Annotated in this window: 11 protein-coding genes; 3 read left to right on the top strand and 8 right to left on the bottom strand. The window is 41.1% G+C overall.

Features of this window, described 5'->3' with window-relative positions:
* Positions 1 to 31: 31 nt before the first annotated feature.
* On the bottom strand, positions 32 to 1786 hold the full coding sequence (locus J2W55_RS12725; RefSeq protein WP_310096240.1) for a DUF885 family protein: 1755 nt from the start codon (positions 1784 to 1786) through the stop codon (positions 32 to 34).
* 93 nt (positions 1787 to 1879) lie between these two features.
* Positions 1880 to 2782, bottom strand: a complete 903-nt coding sequence (locus J2W55_RS12720; protein WP_310096238.1) for an AraC family transcriptional regulator — start codon at positions 2780 to 2782, stop codon at positions 1880 to 1882.
* Between the two features lie 415 nt (positions 2783 to 3197).
* On the opposite strand from J2W55_RS12720, the gene J2W55_RS12715 reads away from it, so the two are divergent.
* Together J2W55_RS12715 and J2W55_RS12710 are read left to right on the top strand one after the other, a co-directional pair.
* Positions 3198 to 5573, top strand: a complete 2376-nt coding sequence (locus tag J2W55_RS12715; RefSeq protein ID WP_310096236.1) for a beta-L-arabinofuranosidase domain-containing protein — start codon at positions 3198 to 3200, stop codon at positions 5571 to 5573.
* Positions 5574 to 5594: 21 nt separating this feature from the next.
* Positions 5595 to 7997, top strand: a complete 2403-nt coding sequence (locus tag J2W55_RS12710; protein WP_310096233.1) for a glycoside hydrolase family 127 protein — start codon at positions 5595 to 5597, stop codon at positions 7995 to 7997.
* Between the two features lie 232 nt (positions 7998 to 8229).
* On the opposite strand, the gene J2W55_RS12705 is transcribed toward J2W55_RS12710, so the two are convergent.
* The 3 genes from J2W55_RS12705 to J2W55_RS12695 form a co-directional block, all read right to left on the bottom strand.
* Positions 8230 to 9612: a SusD/RagB family nutrient-binding outer membrane lipoprotein gene (locus tag J2W55_RS12705; protein WP_310096231.1), complete on the bottom strand. Its 1383-nt coding sequence runs from the start codon at positions 9610 to 9612 to the stop codon at positions 8230 to 8232.
* 23 nt (positions 9613 to 9635) lie between these two features.
* Positions 9636 to 12659: a SusC/RagA family TonB-linked outer membrane protein gene (locus J2W55_RS12700; protein ID WP_310096229.1), complete on the bottom strand. Its 3024-nt coding sequence runs from the start codon at positions 12657 to 12659 to the stop codon at positions 9636 to 9638.
* A gap of 198 nt (positions 12660 to 12857) precedes the next feature.
* Positions 12858 to 15272, bottom strand: coding sequence for a TonB-dependent receptor (locus tag J2W55_RS12695; RefSeq protein WP_310096227.1), 2415 nt, complete (start codon positions 15270 to 15272; stop codon positions 12858 to 12860).
* A gap of 228 nt (positions 15273 to 15500) precedes the next feature.
* Between J2W55_RS12695 and J2W55_RS12690 the strand changes: the two genes are divergently transcribed.
* Positions 15501 to 15920 carry a DoxX family protein gene (locus J2W55_RS12690; RefSeq protein ID WP_310096225.1) on the top strand — a complete coding sequence of 140 codons (420 nt, stop codon included), beginning with the start codon at positions 15501 to 15503 and terminating at the stop codon, positions 15918 to 15920.
* 96 nt (positions 15921 to 16016) lie between these two features.
* Here the strand turns inward: J2W55_RS12690 and J2W55_RS12685 are convergent, their stop codons facing one another.
* The 3 genes from J2W55_RS12685 to J2W55_RS12675 form a co-directional block, all read right to left on the bottom strand.
* Positions 16017 to 16838: an alpha/beta fold hydrolase gene (locus tag J2W55_RS12685; protein WP_310096224.1), complete on the bottom strand. Its 822-nt coding sequence runs from the start codon at positions 16836 to 16838 to the stop codon at positions 16017 to 16019.
* A gap of 312 nt (positions 16839 to 17150) precedes the next feature.
* Positions 17151 to 18074, bottom strand: a complete 924-nt coding sequence (locus J2W55_RS12680) for a DUF5996 family protein (RefSeq protein WP_310096222.1) — start codon at positions 18072 to 18074, stop codon at positions 17151 to 17153.
* 205 nt (positions 18075 to 18279) lie between these two features.
* On the bottom strand, positions 18280 to 19323 hold the full coding sequence (locus J2W55_RS12675; protein ID WP_310096220.1) for a DUF6807 domain-containing protein: 1044 nt from the start codon (positions 19321 to 19323) through the stop codon (positions 18280 to 18282).
* Between the last annotated feature and the right edge of the window lie 13 nt (positions 19324 to 19336).

Raw genomic sequence — 19336 nt, 5'->3', positions numbered from 1 at the left:
TGTATTTGTTAATGCAGATTTTGAAATGCAGTTACTTGCTTCCAAAATCGTAAAACCTCCAGCTGGTGGTAAAATCTTTTGTTAATGCCTGGTTAGTTAAGGTAGCTCTTAACATTTCTACCGGGATAAGATTTTCTTTGACAGCAGCATCATGAAATTGTTTATAGGTCATTTTACCGCTATCTACCAGTTCCTTTTTTAACTCCATTAATTGCAGGCCGCCCAACAGATAGGCAACCTGGTAAAGCGGGCTGTAACCACCTTCAAATGATCGTCTTACCTCACCTTCGGCGTTGGCTTTTTCATGCCCTACCCTGTTAACCAAAAAATTAATGCATTGCTGTGGCGTCCAATTGCCTAAGTGATAGTTGAGCGAAAATATGATCCTGGCACATCTATGCATACGCCAAAACAGCATGCCAATCCGTTCCTCGGGCGTTTTGGCAAAGCCTTGATCATATAGTAACATCTCCCAATATAATGGCCAGCCTTCGCCGGCAAACGGTGTCGAAAAATCCTGCCGATAAGCTTTATACCGGCTGTTCATAAAATACTGCAGATTATGGCCCGGAATAAGTTCATGCTGAACCGTGCCCCTTGAAAAATAAGGATTATTGCCACGCATGCTCATCAGGCGGTCATCAAGTTGCATGGTATTGGTTGGATATGAAATACTGATCTCTTTACCGCCCGTAAAAAACGGATTTATCAGTTGTCTTTCAGGCGACATCATGACCATGCCCCAGGTTTCTTCTGCGAGCGGTGGTATGGTAATCAAATCACGCTCTTTGATGAAACCTACGGCATCATTATATAATTTAACAATCAATTCGGGTTGATGACCTATCGGTACATAGCTATTCTTTACTCTTTCAAGCGCTTTTTTCCAGTCGTTACCCAAACCCATCTCCTGCGATGCCTTGAGCATTTCCTTATCACACCAGGCAAACTCAATATTGGCAAGTTTTATAAGCTCCTCAGGGGTATACGGAATCATTTCAGCTTGCAACTGACTGATGAGTTCCTGCCTCCCTATTGGGACACCTTTTATGCCACTACTATCACTTTTTTGGGTGGTGTTGATCCTTCCTTTAGCAATGGCAAGTTCACCGAACCGCCCAAGTTCATCATCGAGGGCCTTGTAAGGCTCGGGCACCCACCAGGTAAAGGATGGATCATATTTATTATAAAAGCCATAAAAGTCGCGCAACCGGCCTTTTAAACCGAATAAGGCATCGTGGGTTGTTTTTGCCACAGGCATATCCAGCGCGGGTATTTTTTTTAACGCGGCAATATGAATTTCAAGGTCTTTTAATATCCTGTTAAGGTCACTTGCTACCTTTTGCCCATCAACAAATGTACCCCGGCGACGTTTTTGCTCTAATAAATATATCTCATCAGCAAAAGAAACATATTGGGCAGCCTGACTGTAGAGTTCATCTTCTTTTTTCAGATCTTTCAGGTCAAAATTGATGCGTTTCTTGAGCAGGATATAATCAACCTTGCCATATATGCTCAGGGCAGTAAAATTTGTTTGGTCAAGCTGTTTCAGATAATCGCTGTCAACTTCAATAAGTCTTTTACGTTGCTCAGGTGAATTAATTACATTTTGCTTGTACTGACCTTCAGCATGCTCATTTACATTATACGGCGAATAAAAATCTTTGATCGCATTAATGTCCTGCCCATACCTTACAATCGTTCCGCCAATTTCGCTGGTTTGCTCATATAAGCTGCCCGCTACAGTGGCGGTTTGCGCATTACCTGTGAATGCATGAATAACCAAAAAAAATAAAATTAAACCATTTTGAGTTGGTTTGAAAAAAGTAATAAACACGCTATATGTTAAGTTTAAGGTAAATATTCAACCAGGTACAGACTAACCAGCGGCCCTGTTAAGACTGATCACATTGTTGTTATAGCTATCAATATAGCCCTTGGGGGTTACTCCTATTACGCATTTAAATACCCTATTAAAATTAGTGATGCTTGAAAAACCACACTTATAGGCCACATTGTTTATACTTTCAAATTTATGGGCTATAAGTTTCTTACAGGCCTCGTTTATCCTGATCTCGTTTAAGAATGAGATAAAGGTATTGCCGGTGTGTTTTTTAAAATAACGGCAAAAGGATTCGGGTGTCATATACGCTACCTTAGCCACATCTTCAAGTGTAATGGCTTCGCTGTAGTGCTGTATGATATAATTATAAATATTACCAATCCTTATCCCTTCGTTTTCGGTAATACCCGGCAAGTTACCATATGTTGACAAGGGACTTAATTTACATTTAGCCGAGGTTATACCCTTGATCAGATTAAAAAATTGGATGATCTGGTCGAGCCCGGATGCCTTATCAAGCGCAACCATGGCAGCTACAACCTTATCGGCAATAGAATGCGGAACTTTAAAGCCTTGCTGATATTGCTGAAAGAAAGTTAAAGCGGGTTTCATTTCAGCCATGTTAAACAGTGGTAACAATGTTCCTTCGGGATTGAAGAAAACCGTTAAAGCTTCAATCTTTTTATTTGAATTATGATCAAAGTATTCCGGATTGCTCTTAAATACATGCGGCAGGTTTGCCCCAATTAAAAAAACGTCTCCGGCACTATAATCATGCATATTGTTTCCAACAATCAAAGTGCCCTCACCTTTACGTATCCAGGTGAGTTGAATTTCCTTGTGCCGGTGCAGATAAGGGTAATGATATGGTAAACAAACCCTTTCTACAATAACACTTTTTTCGTGCGATACCGGAATGGTAAATTGTAAAACCTTCATCTCCAACATTAATTTATAATTGTTGAATTTACAATTACTTAACTCAAAGTACCAACAAATGAGGATGAAAGGGTAAAATATGATTAGCATCTGCTAATTTATTGTTGGTTGAGGCATAAAAATTTGCTGAAAAACTTACTTTTGAACAAAAGTTAAAACATTAAATGTTTTATTTACACTTAAAATCAAAACAATAATTGACAGCGGGATCGCTTAGCCAAATTAAATGTTTTTAATTATTCAAAAGCCACAATGTGCATATCAGGCAAAAACATATAGGAAACATATATCACCGTGGTTTGTCAATTTCAAAACCAGTTAAAATACTGCTATCACCGGCAAAATATCATTTACAATTATTAAGCAAACCAGGGTAATTTAGATAATTATAATTTTTTAGTTAATACTCAATGTTATGGTAATAAAAAAGTGGTTTAAATTAAACTTATGCCTTGTAGCCTGCTTTATAAGTGCGCAAACTACCAGGGCTCAATCCTATGTACCTGAATGGAACGATGCCCGGATAAAAATAAAACCGATAGTTGCAATAAAAGCTTATGCCTTTGATTTAAAAGACGTTCAGTTACTTGAAAGCCCTTTTAAAAAGGCAATGGAAGTTGACGCTGCCTATTTATTATCCATAAACGCCGACAGGCTGCTTTCTGGCTTCCGTTCACATTCGGGCCTGAAACCTAAAGGCAAAATTTATGAGGGCTGGGAATCATCAGGATTGGCAGGCCATACCCTGGGTCATTATTTGTCGGCCATTTCTATGCACTACGCATCAACACGTGATCCTGAATTTTTAAAACGCATTAATTATATAGTTAAAGAGCTTGATGAATGCCAGGTAGCCCGCAAAACAGGCTATGTAGGCGCTATTCCTAAAGAAGACACCATTTGGGCCGAAGTTTCCAGGGGCGATATCCGTTCAAGAGGCTTTGATTTAAATGGTGGCTGGTCACCCTGGTACACCGTTCATAAAGTTATGGCGGGCCTGCTCGACGCCTACTTATATGGCAATAATACCCAGGCATTAAAAATATCTAAAGGCATGGCCGACTGGACAGCCGAAACCATCAAAAACCTGGATGATGAGAAGCTGCAAAAAATGCTGCTCTGCGAATATGGAGGAATGGCTGAAACACTTGCCAACCTATACGCTATCAATGGCGATAAAAAGTACCTTGAACTATCATACAAATTCTATGACAAGAAGATCCTCGACCCGCTATCACAGAAACAGGATATTTTGCCTGGCAAACACTCTAACACCCAAATTCCGAAGGTAATTGCAAGCGCCCGCAGATATGAACTTACCGGCGATAAAAAAGATAAGGCCATTGCAGATTTCTTTTGGGAAACCATCGTTAATAATCATTCGTATGCTACAGGCGGCAACAGTAATTATGAATATCTTGGCGAACCACGCAAACTAAACGAAAAACTTACCGAAAACACTACCGAAACCTGCAATACCTATAACATGCTGAAATTAACCAGGCACTTGTTTGCAGTTGAACCTTCGGCCATGTTAATGGATTATTATGAAAAGGCATTGTACAACCATATTCTTGCGTCGCAAAACCATACGAATGGCATGATGTGTTATTTTGTGCCGCTTAGAATGGGGGGAACAAAACATTACAGCACCCCCTTTGATGATTTTACCTGCTGTGTTGGCTCTGGAATGGAAAACCACGTTAAATACAACGAAAGCATCTATTTTAAAGGTGCTGACGGCAGTTTATACATTAATTTGTTTATCCCGTCAGTGCTTAACTGGACATCAAAGGGTTTATCAGTTAAACAGGTGAATAATTTCCCCGCATCTGATCATATTGCTTTTACAGTTAATACAAAAAAAACTGTCGCTATGGCCATTCGCATTCGCAAACCAAAATGGACAGGCAATGCAACCATCAGTATCAATGGAAAGGCCCAAAATGCTGTTACCGATGAACAAGGATACTTTGTTTTAAACCGCAAATGGCGCAACAACGATAAAATTGAATTCATCACCCCGGAAAGTTTGTATACTGAAGCGATGCCTGATAATGCTAACCGGCGGGCGATTTTTTACGGTCCGGTATTGCTTGCCGGTATTTTGGGTAATACAGAACCTGATCCGCTTAAAGGCGTGCCCGTTTTTGTAACCAGCGAAACCGATCCTAATCAATGGCTGCAAATGGTTGACAAAAAACAGCTAACTTTCCGTACGGTAAATATTTCGAAACCCGAAGAAGTTACCCTGATGCCATTTAATGAAACCCAAAACCAATATTACTCTGTTTACTGGGATGTATTTACCCCACAAGCATGGGTGGTACAGCAAAAAGCTTATGACGAACAAAAGAAAAAGCAGCAGGAGCTGGAAGCCCGTACCATGGATGTTTTACGTATAGGCGAAATGCAACCGGAACGCGATCATAATTTCAGCGGTGAAAATGCCACAACGGGCGAAGATCATCAAAAGAAATGGCGGTCGACAGAGAATGGTGGTTATCTGCAATATGACATGAAAGTTGATGCCAGTGTACAAAATACGCTCATTAATACCTATTGGGGAATGGATAACCGCGGACGACGTTTTGATATCTTAATTGACGGTGTAAAAATTGCATCAGAAGATTTGAACCAGTACAAGGAAAGCCGCTTTTATGATATCAGCTACACACTGCCCATTGAATTAACAAAAGGCAAACAAAAAGTAACCGTTAAATTATTACCGAAAAAAGAAAACAGCGCGGGCCCGGTTTACGGCAGCCGCATGGTAAAAACTAACCTTTAATAAGTAAAGAAATTCAAGATCATGATCAATAAAACAAAACCGGCCTGTTTACTCTCCCTCGCATTGATAGGGCTTGCAGGCTCATTATTTGCGCAGCAAAAGGATTATCCTATCCAACCGGTTGCGTTTACCAGCGTGCATGTAAACGATAATTTCTGGCAGCCCAAAATGGAAGTAAATGCCACTGTTACCATTCCCTATGTACTGGCCCAGTGTAAAGCCAATGGCCGCATGGATAATTTTTTGCGTGCAGCCAAAAAACTTGATGGTGATAAGCTGAGTGAATTTCCTTTTGATGACACCGACGTTTATAAGGCTATTGAAGGTGCATCATACTCCATGCAAAACAAAAAGAACCCGCAGCTTGATAAATATATTGATACATTGATCAGCATTATTGGTGCAGCGCAGGAACCAGATGGCTATCTGTACACTTTCAGAACCGTACATGCTAAAAAGCCGCATGAATGGATAGGTTCAAAACGCTGGGAAAAGGAAGAGGTCCTGAGCCATGAACTATATAACAGCGGTCACCTGTATGAGGCAGCTGTGGCACACTTCCAGGCAACCGGTAAACGCACCTTGCTTAACATCGCCATAAAAAATGCCGATCTGCTGGTTAAAACATTCGGTCCTGGTAAAATTGAGGAATATCCGGGCCACCAGATCGTAGAGATTGGTTTATCAAAAATGTACCGTGTTACCGGCAACAAACAATATCTTGACCTGGCTAAGTTCTTTTTAGATGTTCGCGGACCAAAGGGCGACTCTTACAACCAGGCAGATAAAAAAGTGGTTGACCAGCACGAGGCCGAAGGTCACGCGGTGAGGGCTGCTTATATGTATACCGGCATGGCCGATATTGCCGCCTTAACCGGCGACACCCGTTATTTAACAGCCATTGATGATATATGGAGCGATGTTGTAAATAAAAAACTTTATATAACCGGCGGTATTGGCGCAACAGGTGCAGGCGAAGCATTTGGCGATGCTTATCAATTGCCTAATATGTCGGCCTATGCCGAAACCTGTGCAGCTATTGGTAATGTTTACTGGAACAACAGGATGTTTTTATTGCATGGTGATTCAAAATATATCGACGTGCTGGAGAGAACACTTTACAATGGCCTGTTATCTGGTGTATCCTTAAGCGGCGACCGTTTCTTTTATCCAAACCCACTGGCTTCTATGTTTCAGCACCAGCGCAGCGCATGGATCAGCTGTGCCTGTTGTATCAGCAACATGACGCGTTTTTTGCCATCATTGCCGGGTTATGTTTACGCTAAAAATAAAAATGACCTGTATGTTAACCTGTTTATGAGCAATTCAAGCAATATCAAGCTTACCTCGGGCAACGTAAATATTGTACAGCAAACAGATTATCCATGGAAAGGAAAAATTGATATTACCGTAAATCCTGATAAAACAAACCTGTTTACATTGAGGATACGCATTCCGGGCTGGGCAAAGCAACAACCTGTACCTGGCGACCTGTACACATTTATGGATAAGAAACCATTGCCGGTTATTTTATCAGTAAACGGCCAAATCAACTCGTTTACCACCGAAAAGGGCTACGCAGTATTAAAACGCACCTGGAAAAAGGGAGACAAAGTTACCCTTACACTGCCAATGGAAACAGAGAAGGTATTGGCCAACCAACAGGTAAAAGATGACAGAGGGCGCTTTGCATTTGAACGCGGTCCGGTTGTATATTGCCTTGAAGGACCCGATAATAAGGACAGCCTGGTACAAAATATATTGATCGATAAAAATGCAATTGCAAACGCCAACTACCACGCCGACCTTTTAAATGGTGTTGATGTAATAAATGCCGAAGGTAAAAGTGCTAAACGGCAGCTAAACAGTAATAGTTTAATAGAAACAGACCAGCAGGTTAAGGCTATTCCCTATTATGCCTGGGCAAACCGCGGGCCCAGCGAAATGACCGTATGGATACCCTATGAAGCTTCGGCAGCAAGACCAAAACCTGCACCAACAATTGCCAGCAAAAGCAAGGTAACAGCATCCTTAAAAAACCAAAGGATGTTTAATGCTATAAAAGATCAATATGAACCGGCAGATTCAAAAGACACCAATTATCCTTATCTGCATTGGTGGCCAGCTAAAAACACCAATGAGTTTGTTCAATATGATTTTGATGCTGAATATACGGTTAGCGAATCAAAGGTTTACTGGTATGATGATGGCCCTTGGGGCGGCTGCCGCATTCCAGCATCATACAAGATCCTTTATAAAAAAGACGGCCAATGGATACCCGTAAAAAACACAACGCCATATACTGTTAGTAAGGATGGTTTTAATGTAGTAACATTTGAACCCGTTAGCACAACAGCTTTAAGAATGGAAATACAATTACCCGTTGATAATGCCTCAGGCATTCATGAATGGGCTGTTAAATAGCTATCATTACCAACAAGAAGGCCCTTTTGTTTCATGAAACAAAAGGGCCTTCTTGTTGAACAAAATTTTCTGCATTTATTGGGTATCATATTGTGCATTTAACAAGATGGATGTATTGTTAAAATCGCTGGTTTCAATTACCCCTTATTCATAAAAAAAGCAACCTCACTAAAATTTTAGTGAGGTTGCTTTTGCTAATATTTAACTATTAAACCCTGTTTAAAGGGTTATGTTATTGAACATCCCACCATAGCCTGTCTGTAAGTTTTGCGCTTAGTTGGGGTTGGTTATTGGTTAAAATTTCACTTTGCGGATATAATAACCTTCTTGGAATATCGGAAAGAGCGCCGTTTACTTTTGTTATTGCCGGATAGCCGGTCCTTCTCCAATCAGTAAAGTTCTCAATATTGAAGAAGTTTGCCAGGCTCTTTTCTTCCATGATCAACCGAATAGCATTCGCCTGGGTAAGAGTGCCCCGGGCAGCCAGGTAGGAGTTGACATCCGCAGAAGCGACGCCAAGTTTTGTCAGATTTGATTTAACCCCATCCTGGTAAACAGGCTGAGCTGCTGATGCTCCAGATTTTATAAAGGTTGCCTCTGCTTTAATAAATAATGCTTCAGAATAGTTTACAATATAATTAGGAGAAGACGCGCCTGCATAAAAATCAGTGGGATATGAATATTTGGACAGGTCACCCAGTGGGTCTCCTACTTTACGGCCTGTATACAAGCCCGTTGCTTTGGCAGGCTTTACAATTTTGGCCAGTCGCGGGTCATTCCTGCTTTTAAAACCTTCAACATAGGTATCGTTTAATATATAAGTACTAACCGCCGAAAAAGTAAGATTGATAGTATTTTCGCTACCTGCAGCACCCGAATATGCAAACTTGAAATCGTCATCGTTGCTTTGCATCCCGTTACTTAAAGCCGTTAAGGCAAGGTCGGCTTGCTGCGCGGCAGTGTACCCGGGCGCTTTGGTTAAGTGCATGTAATAGCGGGCTTTTAAGGTATAAGCCAGTTTTTTCCATTTGGTCATATCCCCTTGATAAAAATAATCATCGCCTGCAGGTTTGGTAATGCTATTTTTGTTGATGTCGGCAATTCCGTTATCAAGCAGGCTTTGTACCGTTTTATAAATATCTTCCTGCTTATCATAGGCTGGTGTAAAATCATCGCTGCCTTTAAATGCCTTTGAATAGGCAATATCGCCCCACATATCCGTAGCTGTGCCTAAAGTATAAGCAGTTAAGATCTTGGATATGCCCGCATAGTTATATCTTCCGCCTGCTTCGGCTTTTTTATTCAGGATATTGAGGTTGTTTAAAACGTTCACATAAAAGTTGTACCAGTCCCCGTCAAAATCGGTATTAAAAAGCTGATAGCTCCAAATACCCGGGTTGGGTTGGTTTGCTGTGATGGTTTGCATAAAATTTTGAACAATTATGCTGGCATTGCCCGCGTAAACCTGGTCAGATACCGATAGTTCAATAGGCGACAACAATAATGCTTCCTGAACGTCTGTAGGGTTATTGGGGTCTTTGTTTACATCAAGCACCTTTTTACAACTACTTGTCAATATTAAAATTACAAGTACATATATTGAGATCTTTTTCATTTTATAATTTTTAATGTTTGCGCTTAAAATCCTAATTTCAATGAAAGGTTTATTGACCGCGATGTTGGGGTAGAAAACGCGTAGATGCCCTGGTTACCATTTGCACTACCATAGGAACTTACTTCAGGATCGGCTCCTGTAAAATGCGGGCTGTATATCCACAAGTTGCGGCCGGTTAACGTAAATGAAGCATTTTTAAACGGTGTTCTTTTCACTACCGAAGGCGACAACTGGTATGACAAGCTTACATTTCTGAGTTTTACATAAGTACCATCCTGAATGGATGATTCATATTGCCTGCTTTGATAATAAGTTTGTGCATCAACGGCAATAGTGTTGGGTTTGCCGGTGGTTTCATTAACACCGCTAACAACAATGGGAGCGCGGTTTGCGGTAACTTTAGCAGTTCCGTAAAAGAATGCAACACTCTCCACATCGTTTTGCACATCGCCGTGCATTTTCACATCAAAAAAGAAGCTTAAAGCAAATTGTTTGTACCTTAGGGTATTTGTAATACCGCCCGTCCAGTCGGGGTTCGCATCACCTACAATACCCTGTTCAGAGTCAACCACCGGCAATCCGCTGTCATCTATCAGCATTTGCCCGCTTGCGTTGCGTTTATACCGCACACCATAAAAAATATTATATGGCTGCCCTTTAATAACACGCCCCAGCTGGGTAATCCCTTTTTCGTCATTAATTTCAAGCACCTTGTTACGGATGCGGGTAAAGTTTACAGTTACATCCCAATTAAAATCCTTTGAGCGCACGGGTACACCTGTCAATAACAGCTCTATACCTTTATTCCTGATACTTGCCGAGTTTACTGTAGTACCGCCATAACCCGTTGTATTTGAAATCTGTATACCAGGGATGATGCCATTGAGCGACTTTCTGTTAAAATATGAACCTTCAAAACTGATCCTGTTGTCAAAAAACTTAAGCTCCAAGCCAGTTTCAAACTCTTTTAACTTTTCATTTTGCAGGTAAGGGTTGCCAAGGTTTGAACTAAGCAAAAATCCTGGCTGACCCTGGAATGGGAATGGGAAATAACCTGCATTGGTATTGCGACCTGCTAAAATATAAGGTGTTTGCAGTGAGTAAGGACCCACTGCATCATTACCCACTGTCGCGTATGAAAGGCGAACCTTACCAAAATTTAAAACCTGGGTTACCGACTCGGGTAAAAAGTGACTAAATATTACACCACCGGCAACTGAACCATAAGGATAAAACTGTTTTTGCTGATATAGTACCGAACTTCCATCATATCGGCCTGTTAAGGACAGTATCAGAAATTTATTGTACTCCATATTTGCCTGCGCATAAAAACCAATCTTTCGCTGCGAGCTATGCCCTTCTGAACCTGTGAGGGTTGAACCCGCAGATACATTATAAAAATTATTAACAACTAATCCTGTCCCGGTTAAATTGGTGCTTTGAGTGTAAATGGAATTGTAGTTGTTTCCCAATAACATGTTCAGATCAAACTTGCCGAATGTTTTGCTGGCATTGACAATAAGGTCATGGTTAAATTGTCTATAGTTCACATCCTGATCTTTGATCTGCCCTTTTAAGTCGATGGCTGCGCTTGGGTTTTCGGTATACTTATCCTGCTCTGTATAAATATCAGCCCCTATGCGCTCTGTAATGGTTAACCATTTGGTAGCTGTATAGTTAAAGGTGGTTACAGGTAAAAACCGGTTAACGATGGCGGTATTGCTGATGTTGTCAAGCGTCCATAAGGGAGCGTTTCTCGAAAACCTATAGAGCCGTTGCGAGCCATCAGGGTTAAGCACAGGATATGGGTTCCATGATACAGGCTGTACCAAAATAACAAATAAAGGCCCGTTGCTTGCACCTTCGGGTAAACGATCCTGTTTGGAGTTTGAATAACCTAATTGAAAAGTTGTAGTAAAGTTTTTAGATATATTGGTTGAATATTTGGTGAAAAATGAGTGCCTTTTAAAGTCGTTTTTAGGAGAGATGCCCTGCTGGTTGAAATAAGAATAGGATATAAAGTAAGTTGAATTGTTATTTCCGCCTCCTATGCTTAAAGTATTATTGGTTGTAGTGCCCGTTCTGAAATAGGAATACGGATCATAAGTTGGCGCTTTTTTGCCATTGATTATGAGCGTATCCATACGCGGCCCCCATGACTGGCTTGTTTTCTTATCTTCGCCATTGTAAAAAATGCCGGTTGTACCCTGCCCGTAAATTGTCTGTCTTTCGGGCAACAGCGGTTTTTCAAAAGAAAAATCGGATGAAAAAGTGATGGCGGCTTTTTTATTTGCCGTACCGCTTTTAGTAGTGATCAGCACAGCTCCAGAGGCCCCTCTTGAACCATACAGGGCTGTTGCAGCCGCTCCTTTAAGCACGTTAACACTTTCAATAGTGTTTGGGTCAATATCAATTAAACGGCTGCTTCCGGCGCCTGCGGCGCCACCTGCAATATTCCCGGTTTCTGAATTATCAATAGGCACACCATCAACAACAAATAAAGCTTCATTATTGCCGTTTGCTGATATTGCACCACGCACCACGATCCTTGCCGAAGCACCCGCGGTACCTGAAGACGAAGTAATTTGCACGCCCGACACTTTGCCGTCCATGGCGTTAATTAAGTTTGGTTCTTTTGCCCTGATCAGCTCTTCACTTTTTAACTCCTGGGTGCTGTAAGTAAGCAAGCGCTTTTCACGCTTTACACCTATTGCCGTTACAACAACATCATTAAGCTCGGTAATATTCTCCAGCAACTCAATCTTTATATTGGTTTCATTGGTGATGCTAACTTCACGGCTCTTAAAACCTATTGCCGTAATAACAAGCGTTACCGGCTTTGCGTAAATAATATTAAAGTTGCCATTAACATCTGTAGTGGTACCGGATGATGCATCTTTTAATTTTACATTGGCGCCAACAACAGGCTGGCTATCGGGCCCGGTAACATGCCCTTTTAAAACGGTTTGTGCAAATGACGCACAAACCATGATTATGATGCATACCGGCGTCATAATCATTTTCTTGTGTAGTGGCTTAATCTGCATAATTTTTAATTGTTAGTTTATCTTTCATAATCTGTAAAGATATTTTTACAATTAATCCTATTTGATCAGATATTGGCCAAAGCTTGCACTATTTTACCCGCTTAAAAAAATGTTATTATCTTATTTATAGATGGTTACATATAAACCTTCATGACTGACAATTACCCATCCGTATCATTAAGTGATGTGCCTTACAAACTAATGTGCCCGGTCTTGTTCACTATCGGCGCCGCCTGTATTACGTTTTGGCGGTACGTTGGTTGATTTGCCGAAACTATAGGTAAATGCAAGAGTTGCCACTTGTGTATCCACAAAGTTGTGGTAAGTTGCCGTGGCTCCTACAATATTGGTAATAGTACCACTTGGGCTAAATGAATGAAAAACATCACGCATATTTAACTTGATCGAAGCCTTCTGGTTCAGTATTTTTTTTTGAATAGCGGCGTTAACCATGCCCGTAGATATGGAAACAAACTGACCGTAAGTACCGCTGGTGCGATAAAATCCGCTTAATTCAGCACTCCAGGTTTTTGATAAAGTGAACTGATTATTGCCATTGGCGCTGAAAGTATTTTTGGATTGATGCAGATGACCTGAGTAAAATGCACCCTGATAGGTATTGTTATATACCTCGGCATATAAACTGACCGACCACCATTTGACTGGCTGAAGATTGGTATTAACGGAAAAATTCAGCGTTTTCTGCTGCCCTATGTTACCGGTAGTACTTATAAATACGCTGCCATTTTTGTGGATGGTTTCATTCTGAACATCAGTTGTATAATTATAAGCAACCGCAATGGTAAACAGGCTTTTGAAACTGTAAGCCAGTTTATAATTATCCGTAAACTGTGGTTTCAGAAACGGGTTGCCTGAAAAGTAAGTAAACTTGTCAACAAAGAAGGTAAAAGGGTTTAAGCTTCCGTAATTTGGTCGGCCTATCCGGCGGCCATAAGAAAGAACCAACACGTTGTGGCCGGCTGTATCAAGGTTATAGGAAAAGTAAGCGGTTGGGAACAGATTGGTATAATGATTAGCAAATGATGAATCGGGTTTTTGAACATTTCCCAGTTGATGCCCGGTGCCATTGGTATTCTCTAACCGCAAGCCGGTTTGTAATGAGAACCTGCCGAACGTCTTGTTAAAATTAATATAACCTGCATTTATATTTTCTTTATATAAAAAACGGTTGGTATTATTATAATCAATAGTGCTTACGTTATCAACCACATTAAAGTAATTAGCCGCGTTATCTGTATTTACATAACTGCTCTTAACACCGGCCTCTAATTTTGCCTTGCCTTTGAGCGGATGGGAATAATCAACCTTGGCCGAGTAAATATTGATAGTAGAAGGCAAATTATCGCTTAATATTTGCGAATTTGTTAAAGTGCCGTCGGGCAAAAATGTATTATTTACAAACAGCTGATTACTGCCTGATACGTTGCGGATATAATCCAGATCAAAGGTCAACGTCTTGCCGGTGCTATCATATTTATGGGTATAGTTAAGGTTTACGCCTTTGCTGGTAAACTTATTTTTAGAAGTATTTAGTGTATTGATGGTTGAATCCAATTGACCCTTGTTGTCATATAATAAGCTATATACCGGGCTGCTGTCATGGTTGGGCGATATGTTGCCGGTAAATACTACCCCCCAGGTTGTTTTTGGCGATGAGTAATAGTCCATTCCTGCCTTAATACTGGTATTGTTATTTTTTGGTCTGAAATAAGAAATATCCTTTAAGGAAGATGTAGGGTTTCTGTCCTCATCAAAGTAACTCCGGTCAATTTCAAGTCTTCTAAACGTTTTTTGGTCATTATAAGCAAGATTTGCAAACAGGTTGACTTTGTTTATCCGGTAATTGAAGTTGATGCTCTCATTAGTGCGGCTATAAAAGCCCTGAGCAAAATTAGCCGACACCACCGCGTTAAATCCCCTGGTAGTATTCTTTTTAGTTTTAATATTGATTACGCCCGCGTTTCCCGCTGCATCATACTTGGCAGGCGGATTATCCATCAGTTCTATCTGATCTAAAGACGATGATGGCAAAGAACGCAGGTAAGTGGCCAGGTTTGCGGCCGAAAGGTAAGTTGGTTTATCATCAATCATCACCAACACGCCGCTTTTTCCTTTAAAGGTAATGTTGCCATCTGCGTCTACCTGCACTCCGGGGCTCTTTGACAGCACTTCCAAAGCATTGGCGCCGGTATTAGATATCAATGCGCCGACATTAACAACAGTGCGGTCAATTTTTTCCTGAACATATGACTTCTGAGCAGTCACAGCTACTTCATTTAACGTTTTTCCGGCTGTTGATAAAATAAAGGCCGGTAAATTAACAGCTTTTTGCTCTCTGATAACTACATGTCCACTGGTGTAATCTTTATAACCTATATAGGTTGCTTTTACTATATAAACATTGTCTTTTAAGTTTTGAAAGGTGAAGCTGCCATCGGGCTTGGCAAATTGGTTACTTATAACTGCCGAATCTTTTGCGGCAAGTAGGACTACGGTTGCGCCGTCGAGCGCTTTTTTAGCATAATCTAAAACTACCCCGGAAATTTTGCCACCCGCGGTTTGTGCGTCGGCAAAATCGAATAGCAAGATCATGAATAAGGTTAAAAAAAATACTTGTGGTAGTTTCATAACTACATGACACCGATTTGGCTAAAATAGTTACATAAAACGACCTGATTTTTAAACCTTGTATGCTCATAACCTACGCTGGTCTCGACAGTAGGAATGTCTGGTTTATCCTGCAATTTGTCCTGTTCGGCCGGATGCAGCTGGTTGTTTAGCTCATTAGAGCCCATCTTTAAACCAAAACATTAAAAAATCATGAAAACACTAACAGCAAAAACAATTTATTGGACAGGCGTAGCGCTAACTTCATTGTGGTTTGGAGCAAGCGGCTTTTGCGAATTAACCAAAAATCCTGTCGTATGGGATATTACAGTGAAGCTCGGTTACCCGTCGCATTTTATTTATATTCTCGGCGTTGCGAAACTCTCCGGTATTGCTTTACTGCTGATTCCCAACAAATTACTAAGGTTAAAAGAATGGATCTTCGCCGGTATATTCTTCGATATTATCTTTGCTTTTCTCTCTAAAATCGCGGTACTGGGCTTTCCAGCTACTATTGATGCGATTGTAGCATTTGTTATGGTTAGTGTTACTTATGCCATGTTCAGAAAATTGTATCCGGCCAGGTATGCTCTTCCAGCTTCAACACAAAGCGGAATAGCTGCAAGCCTTTAATAAGTAATACCACTTTGCGGAAATACATTATATAAAAAGAGGCTGCTCATTGCGATACAGCCTCTTTTTATATAATGAACAATTAAGGACTGATCTTTACGATTTGATGAAAGCCAGAAGATCTTTGTTGATGGTCGCCGCTTCTGTTGTTGGCATTCCATGGGGGAATCCTGGATATGAAATAAGCTTTCCGTTTTTCAAAAGCTTTGCTGCCTTAACGCCGGTAAGCGCGAATGGAACTATCTGGTCATCCTCGCCATGCATAACAAGCACCGGAACATCCACACTTTTTAGATCTTCAGTGAAATCAGTTTCCGAAAAAGCTTTAATGCAATCATAATGTGCCTTTATTCCGCCCATCATGCCCTGGCGCCACCAATTATCTCTGATACCCTGTGATATTTTTGCTCCCTCGCGATTATATCCATAAAACGGAAGGGTAAAATCCTGAAAATATTGAGGTCTTTGTGATGCCGTGCCTTCGCGTATTTCATCAAATACAGACAGTGGGATACCATCGGGATTGTTTTCAGTTTGTGCCATAATTGGAGTAACCGCGCTAATTAGCACAGCTTTGGCTACTCGCCCCTTGCCATGTTTTGCAACATAACGGATAACTTCGCCACCACCAGTAGAGTGCCCGATGTGTACAGCGTTTTTCAAATCAAGTGCCTCTGTAAGCTCAGCTACATCGGCGGCATAGGTGTCCATATCGTGTCCGACCGCAGTTTGGGCAGATCTTCCATGCCCACGGCGGTCATGAGCAATAACCCTAAATCCCTGGTTAAGGAAAAACATCATTTGTCCGTCCCAGTCATCGCCGGATAAAGGCCAACCGTGGTGGAAAAAAAGTGGTTGCCCGGTTCCCCAGTCTTTGTAATAAATTTCGGTCCCGTCTTTTACTGTAATTTTGCTCATCTGTTTTTGATTGGTAGTTAATAAAATATTAGAAATGCATATCTGTATCGAATGGAGTAATCGTAGATATAAACGATTCATTACTATTCCATTATAAATGCTCCCGGTATAGCCGCTTGCCGATTAGCGCACAGTTCAGCTCCAGGCTCGCGAAAGGCCTAAAAGTAACGAATAAAAGCTGATTTATGTATTTAGAAATTACTCAAAAACTTATCAATATTTGTTAAACTATCTGGAATTTTTCACAAGTGTGTTTATCTCCTTAATAGCCTTTATTATTGATTGAATAAGTAATTTACAGGCAATCCTATCTTATGCTTCAAAATCGGTTAAGTCACATTCAAGAGATTTCCGGTCCCAATTTCCGGTATTTGCCGCAGCCACATAGGTAGACTGTAAAAAGTCCAGAAGGGCGCCTTTAGGGTCAGCCGAATTCCTGACGTCGTCATAACGAAGCATAAATTCGCCTAAATCATTATTATAAAATGCCTGCTCCGGCTTAACATTTTGTGATTTATACGCTTCGGGAGTGGGATAACAATAAGCATAAAAAACCGGGTGCGGAAAACTATCAGCACCGCTCCAAAAACCGCAACTGCTTACTTCATGTGAATAAGCCTCCTGCATTACTTTGACAGGCATATTTGGAGCGCCACCGGGGTGTACAGGCGCTTCCCGGCCCGAGAAACGGGTAACCGCTAAATCAAATGCACCCCAGAATAAATGAACCGGACTGCATTTACCCCTGAATTTTGCACGAAACCGGGTAAAAACACTTTCAATTTTAACCAGCGCCTGCCAATACAAATTCATCTGGTCCTTATCATACTCAAAATGAATGTCATCCTTTTCAAACGGAATGGCTACCTCTATTTCATTAGGCTTTGCGTAAATTTCAACGTCAATTCCCATAATGGCCAGTTTTTCAAAAATCTCTTTGTAAAAATTGGCCACCGTACGCGGAATAAGGTCTATTTGCTCTCGCTTACCTGTGCTTGAGGTGATGATTAACTGGTGGGCGATAAAGTCGAAATCAATTTGAAATATGCCGTGTTCATATGGTATGCTTCCGGTAGTTAACCCTGTTGCAGATACATATAAGGTTACATGCCAGGAGTGGTTAAGCCAGGGCGTTTTTACAAGCCTTATCTTCCCAATTATTTGCGACCATAATTGAACCGTTTCAAGCGTTTTTTTTAAATCTGCAAATTTTAATTCGGGCCAGTTATTGTCCATGGGGTTAGGGGCTAATTATGCGTATAGTTGATATTTATAACAATGCAATATCCAGATAGTTTATAAATAAATCACGCAATTATGCAAATAAATAAGCCGCTTATACACTCAGAATTGGTTCAAAAGCTTTAAGCTAACAATGGGAATGATTATAAACAGAAAAGAGTGGCACCGGAGCTATGACCGGCACCACTCTTTTCTAAATCTACTTCTTGCCAAACCCCTCAGCCAACTCATTCAATTTAGCCGTACTGATGGTTTCGCTGCCGTTAGTGATCACAATACGATAACGGAATGTTACCGACTCGCCTTTTTTAAGCGTTAAATTCTTCTCAGATTTACCATTGGTAAATATCTTTTCGCCGAGTGGGTTAGCTGCAAACAAGCCATATCCGCGGGCATGCCAAAATGTTGGATAGTTAACATTTTTAGGATGGTCAATAATGGCGATACTTACCGAGTCGGTACCCATTTTAGCATATACTTTGCACCATACGCCACGGGTACTCCAGGCATCGTTCCCAGTTTTACCGGCACTGGTCAGGTATGTCCCGTTGGCTACATGATCAGAGCCGCCTTTTACTACCGTTACATTGCCTTTATCGTCGGTAAATTTTTGATCTACAGCATCGGGTATCTGCAATTCGTGGGCCAGGCGCAAACCCAGCATACCGTCTTTAGCGTCTTTAAAAACAGCATCCATATCGGCTTTCAGGGTGGTTACACGCTCAATGATACGCTGGTTGGCATCGCCGCTAAATTCAAAGCGGGTGGTTTCTTGGAGGATAATCTCTTTTTGCTGATTAGTCCAGTTGGCATGATAAGCAAGCACACCGGTTTTGCCGCTTTCGGCTTCCAGGATGCGGTCGGTACGGATCCAGCCATAAGCGCTTTTTTTACTTTGCGGAATAGCGTAAGAGTTGTTCCAGAAATCCAGCCCGTTAAGGTTTTCAAAATTGAACCAGATGCCAATATGATGCGGGTGATCAGTTGGATCGCCGGGCCTTGGATTGAGCGGAAAGCCACGGGTAACCACCGTTCCGTTCGCGGCATGCACAGGGTATAACACCGGTTTCTCCAATGTATCCGGATACAGGAAAGTGGTGAACGGTTTGTTGCCAATAAAAATATCAACTTTGTTCTCTGCCGTTGACTTTACCACTTTTACGGGTTCACTATTTTGGGCCAATGTTACCGATGATAAAGCAGTCATAGCCATGGCAAAACCTAAAGATTTTAATCTGGTCATATTATAATGGTGG

This window comes from Mucilaginibacter pocheonensis (genome assembly GCF_031456535.1).
In the GTDB taxonomy this organism is placed as follows: Bacteria; Bacteroidota; Bacteroidia; order Sphingobacteriales; family Sphingobacteriaceae; genus Mucilaginibacter; species Mucilaginibacter pocheonensis.
The sequence above is the reverse complement of the archived record's forward strand: the minus strand, read 5'-3'. Positions and strand labels throughout refer to the sequence as shown.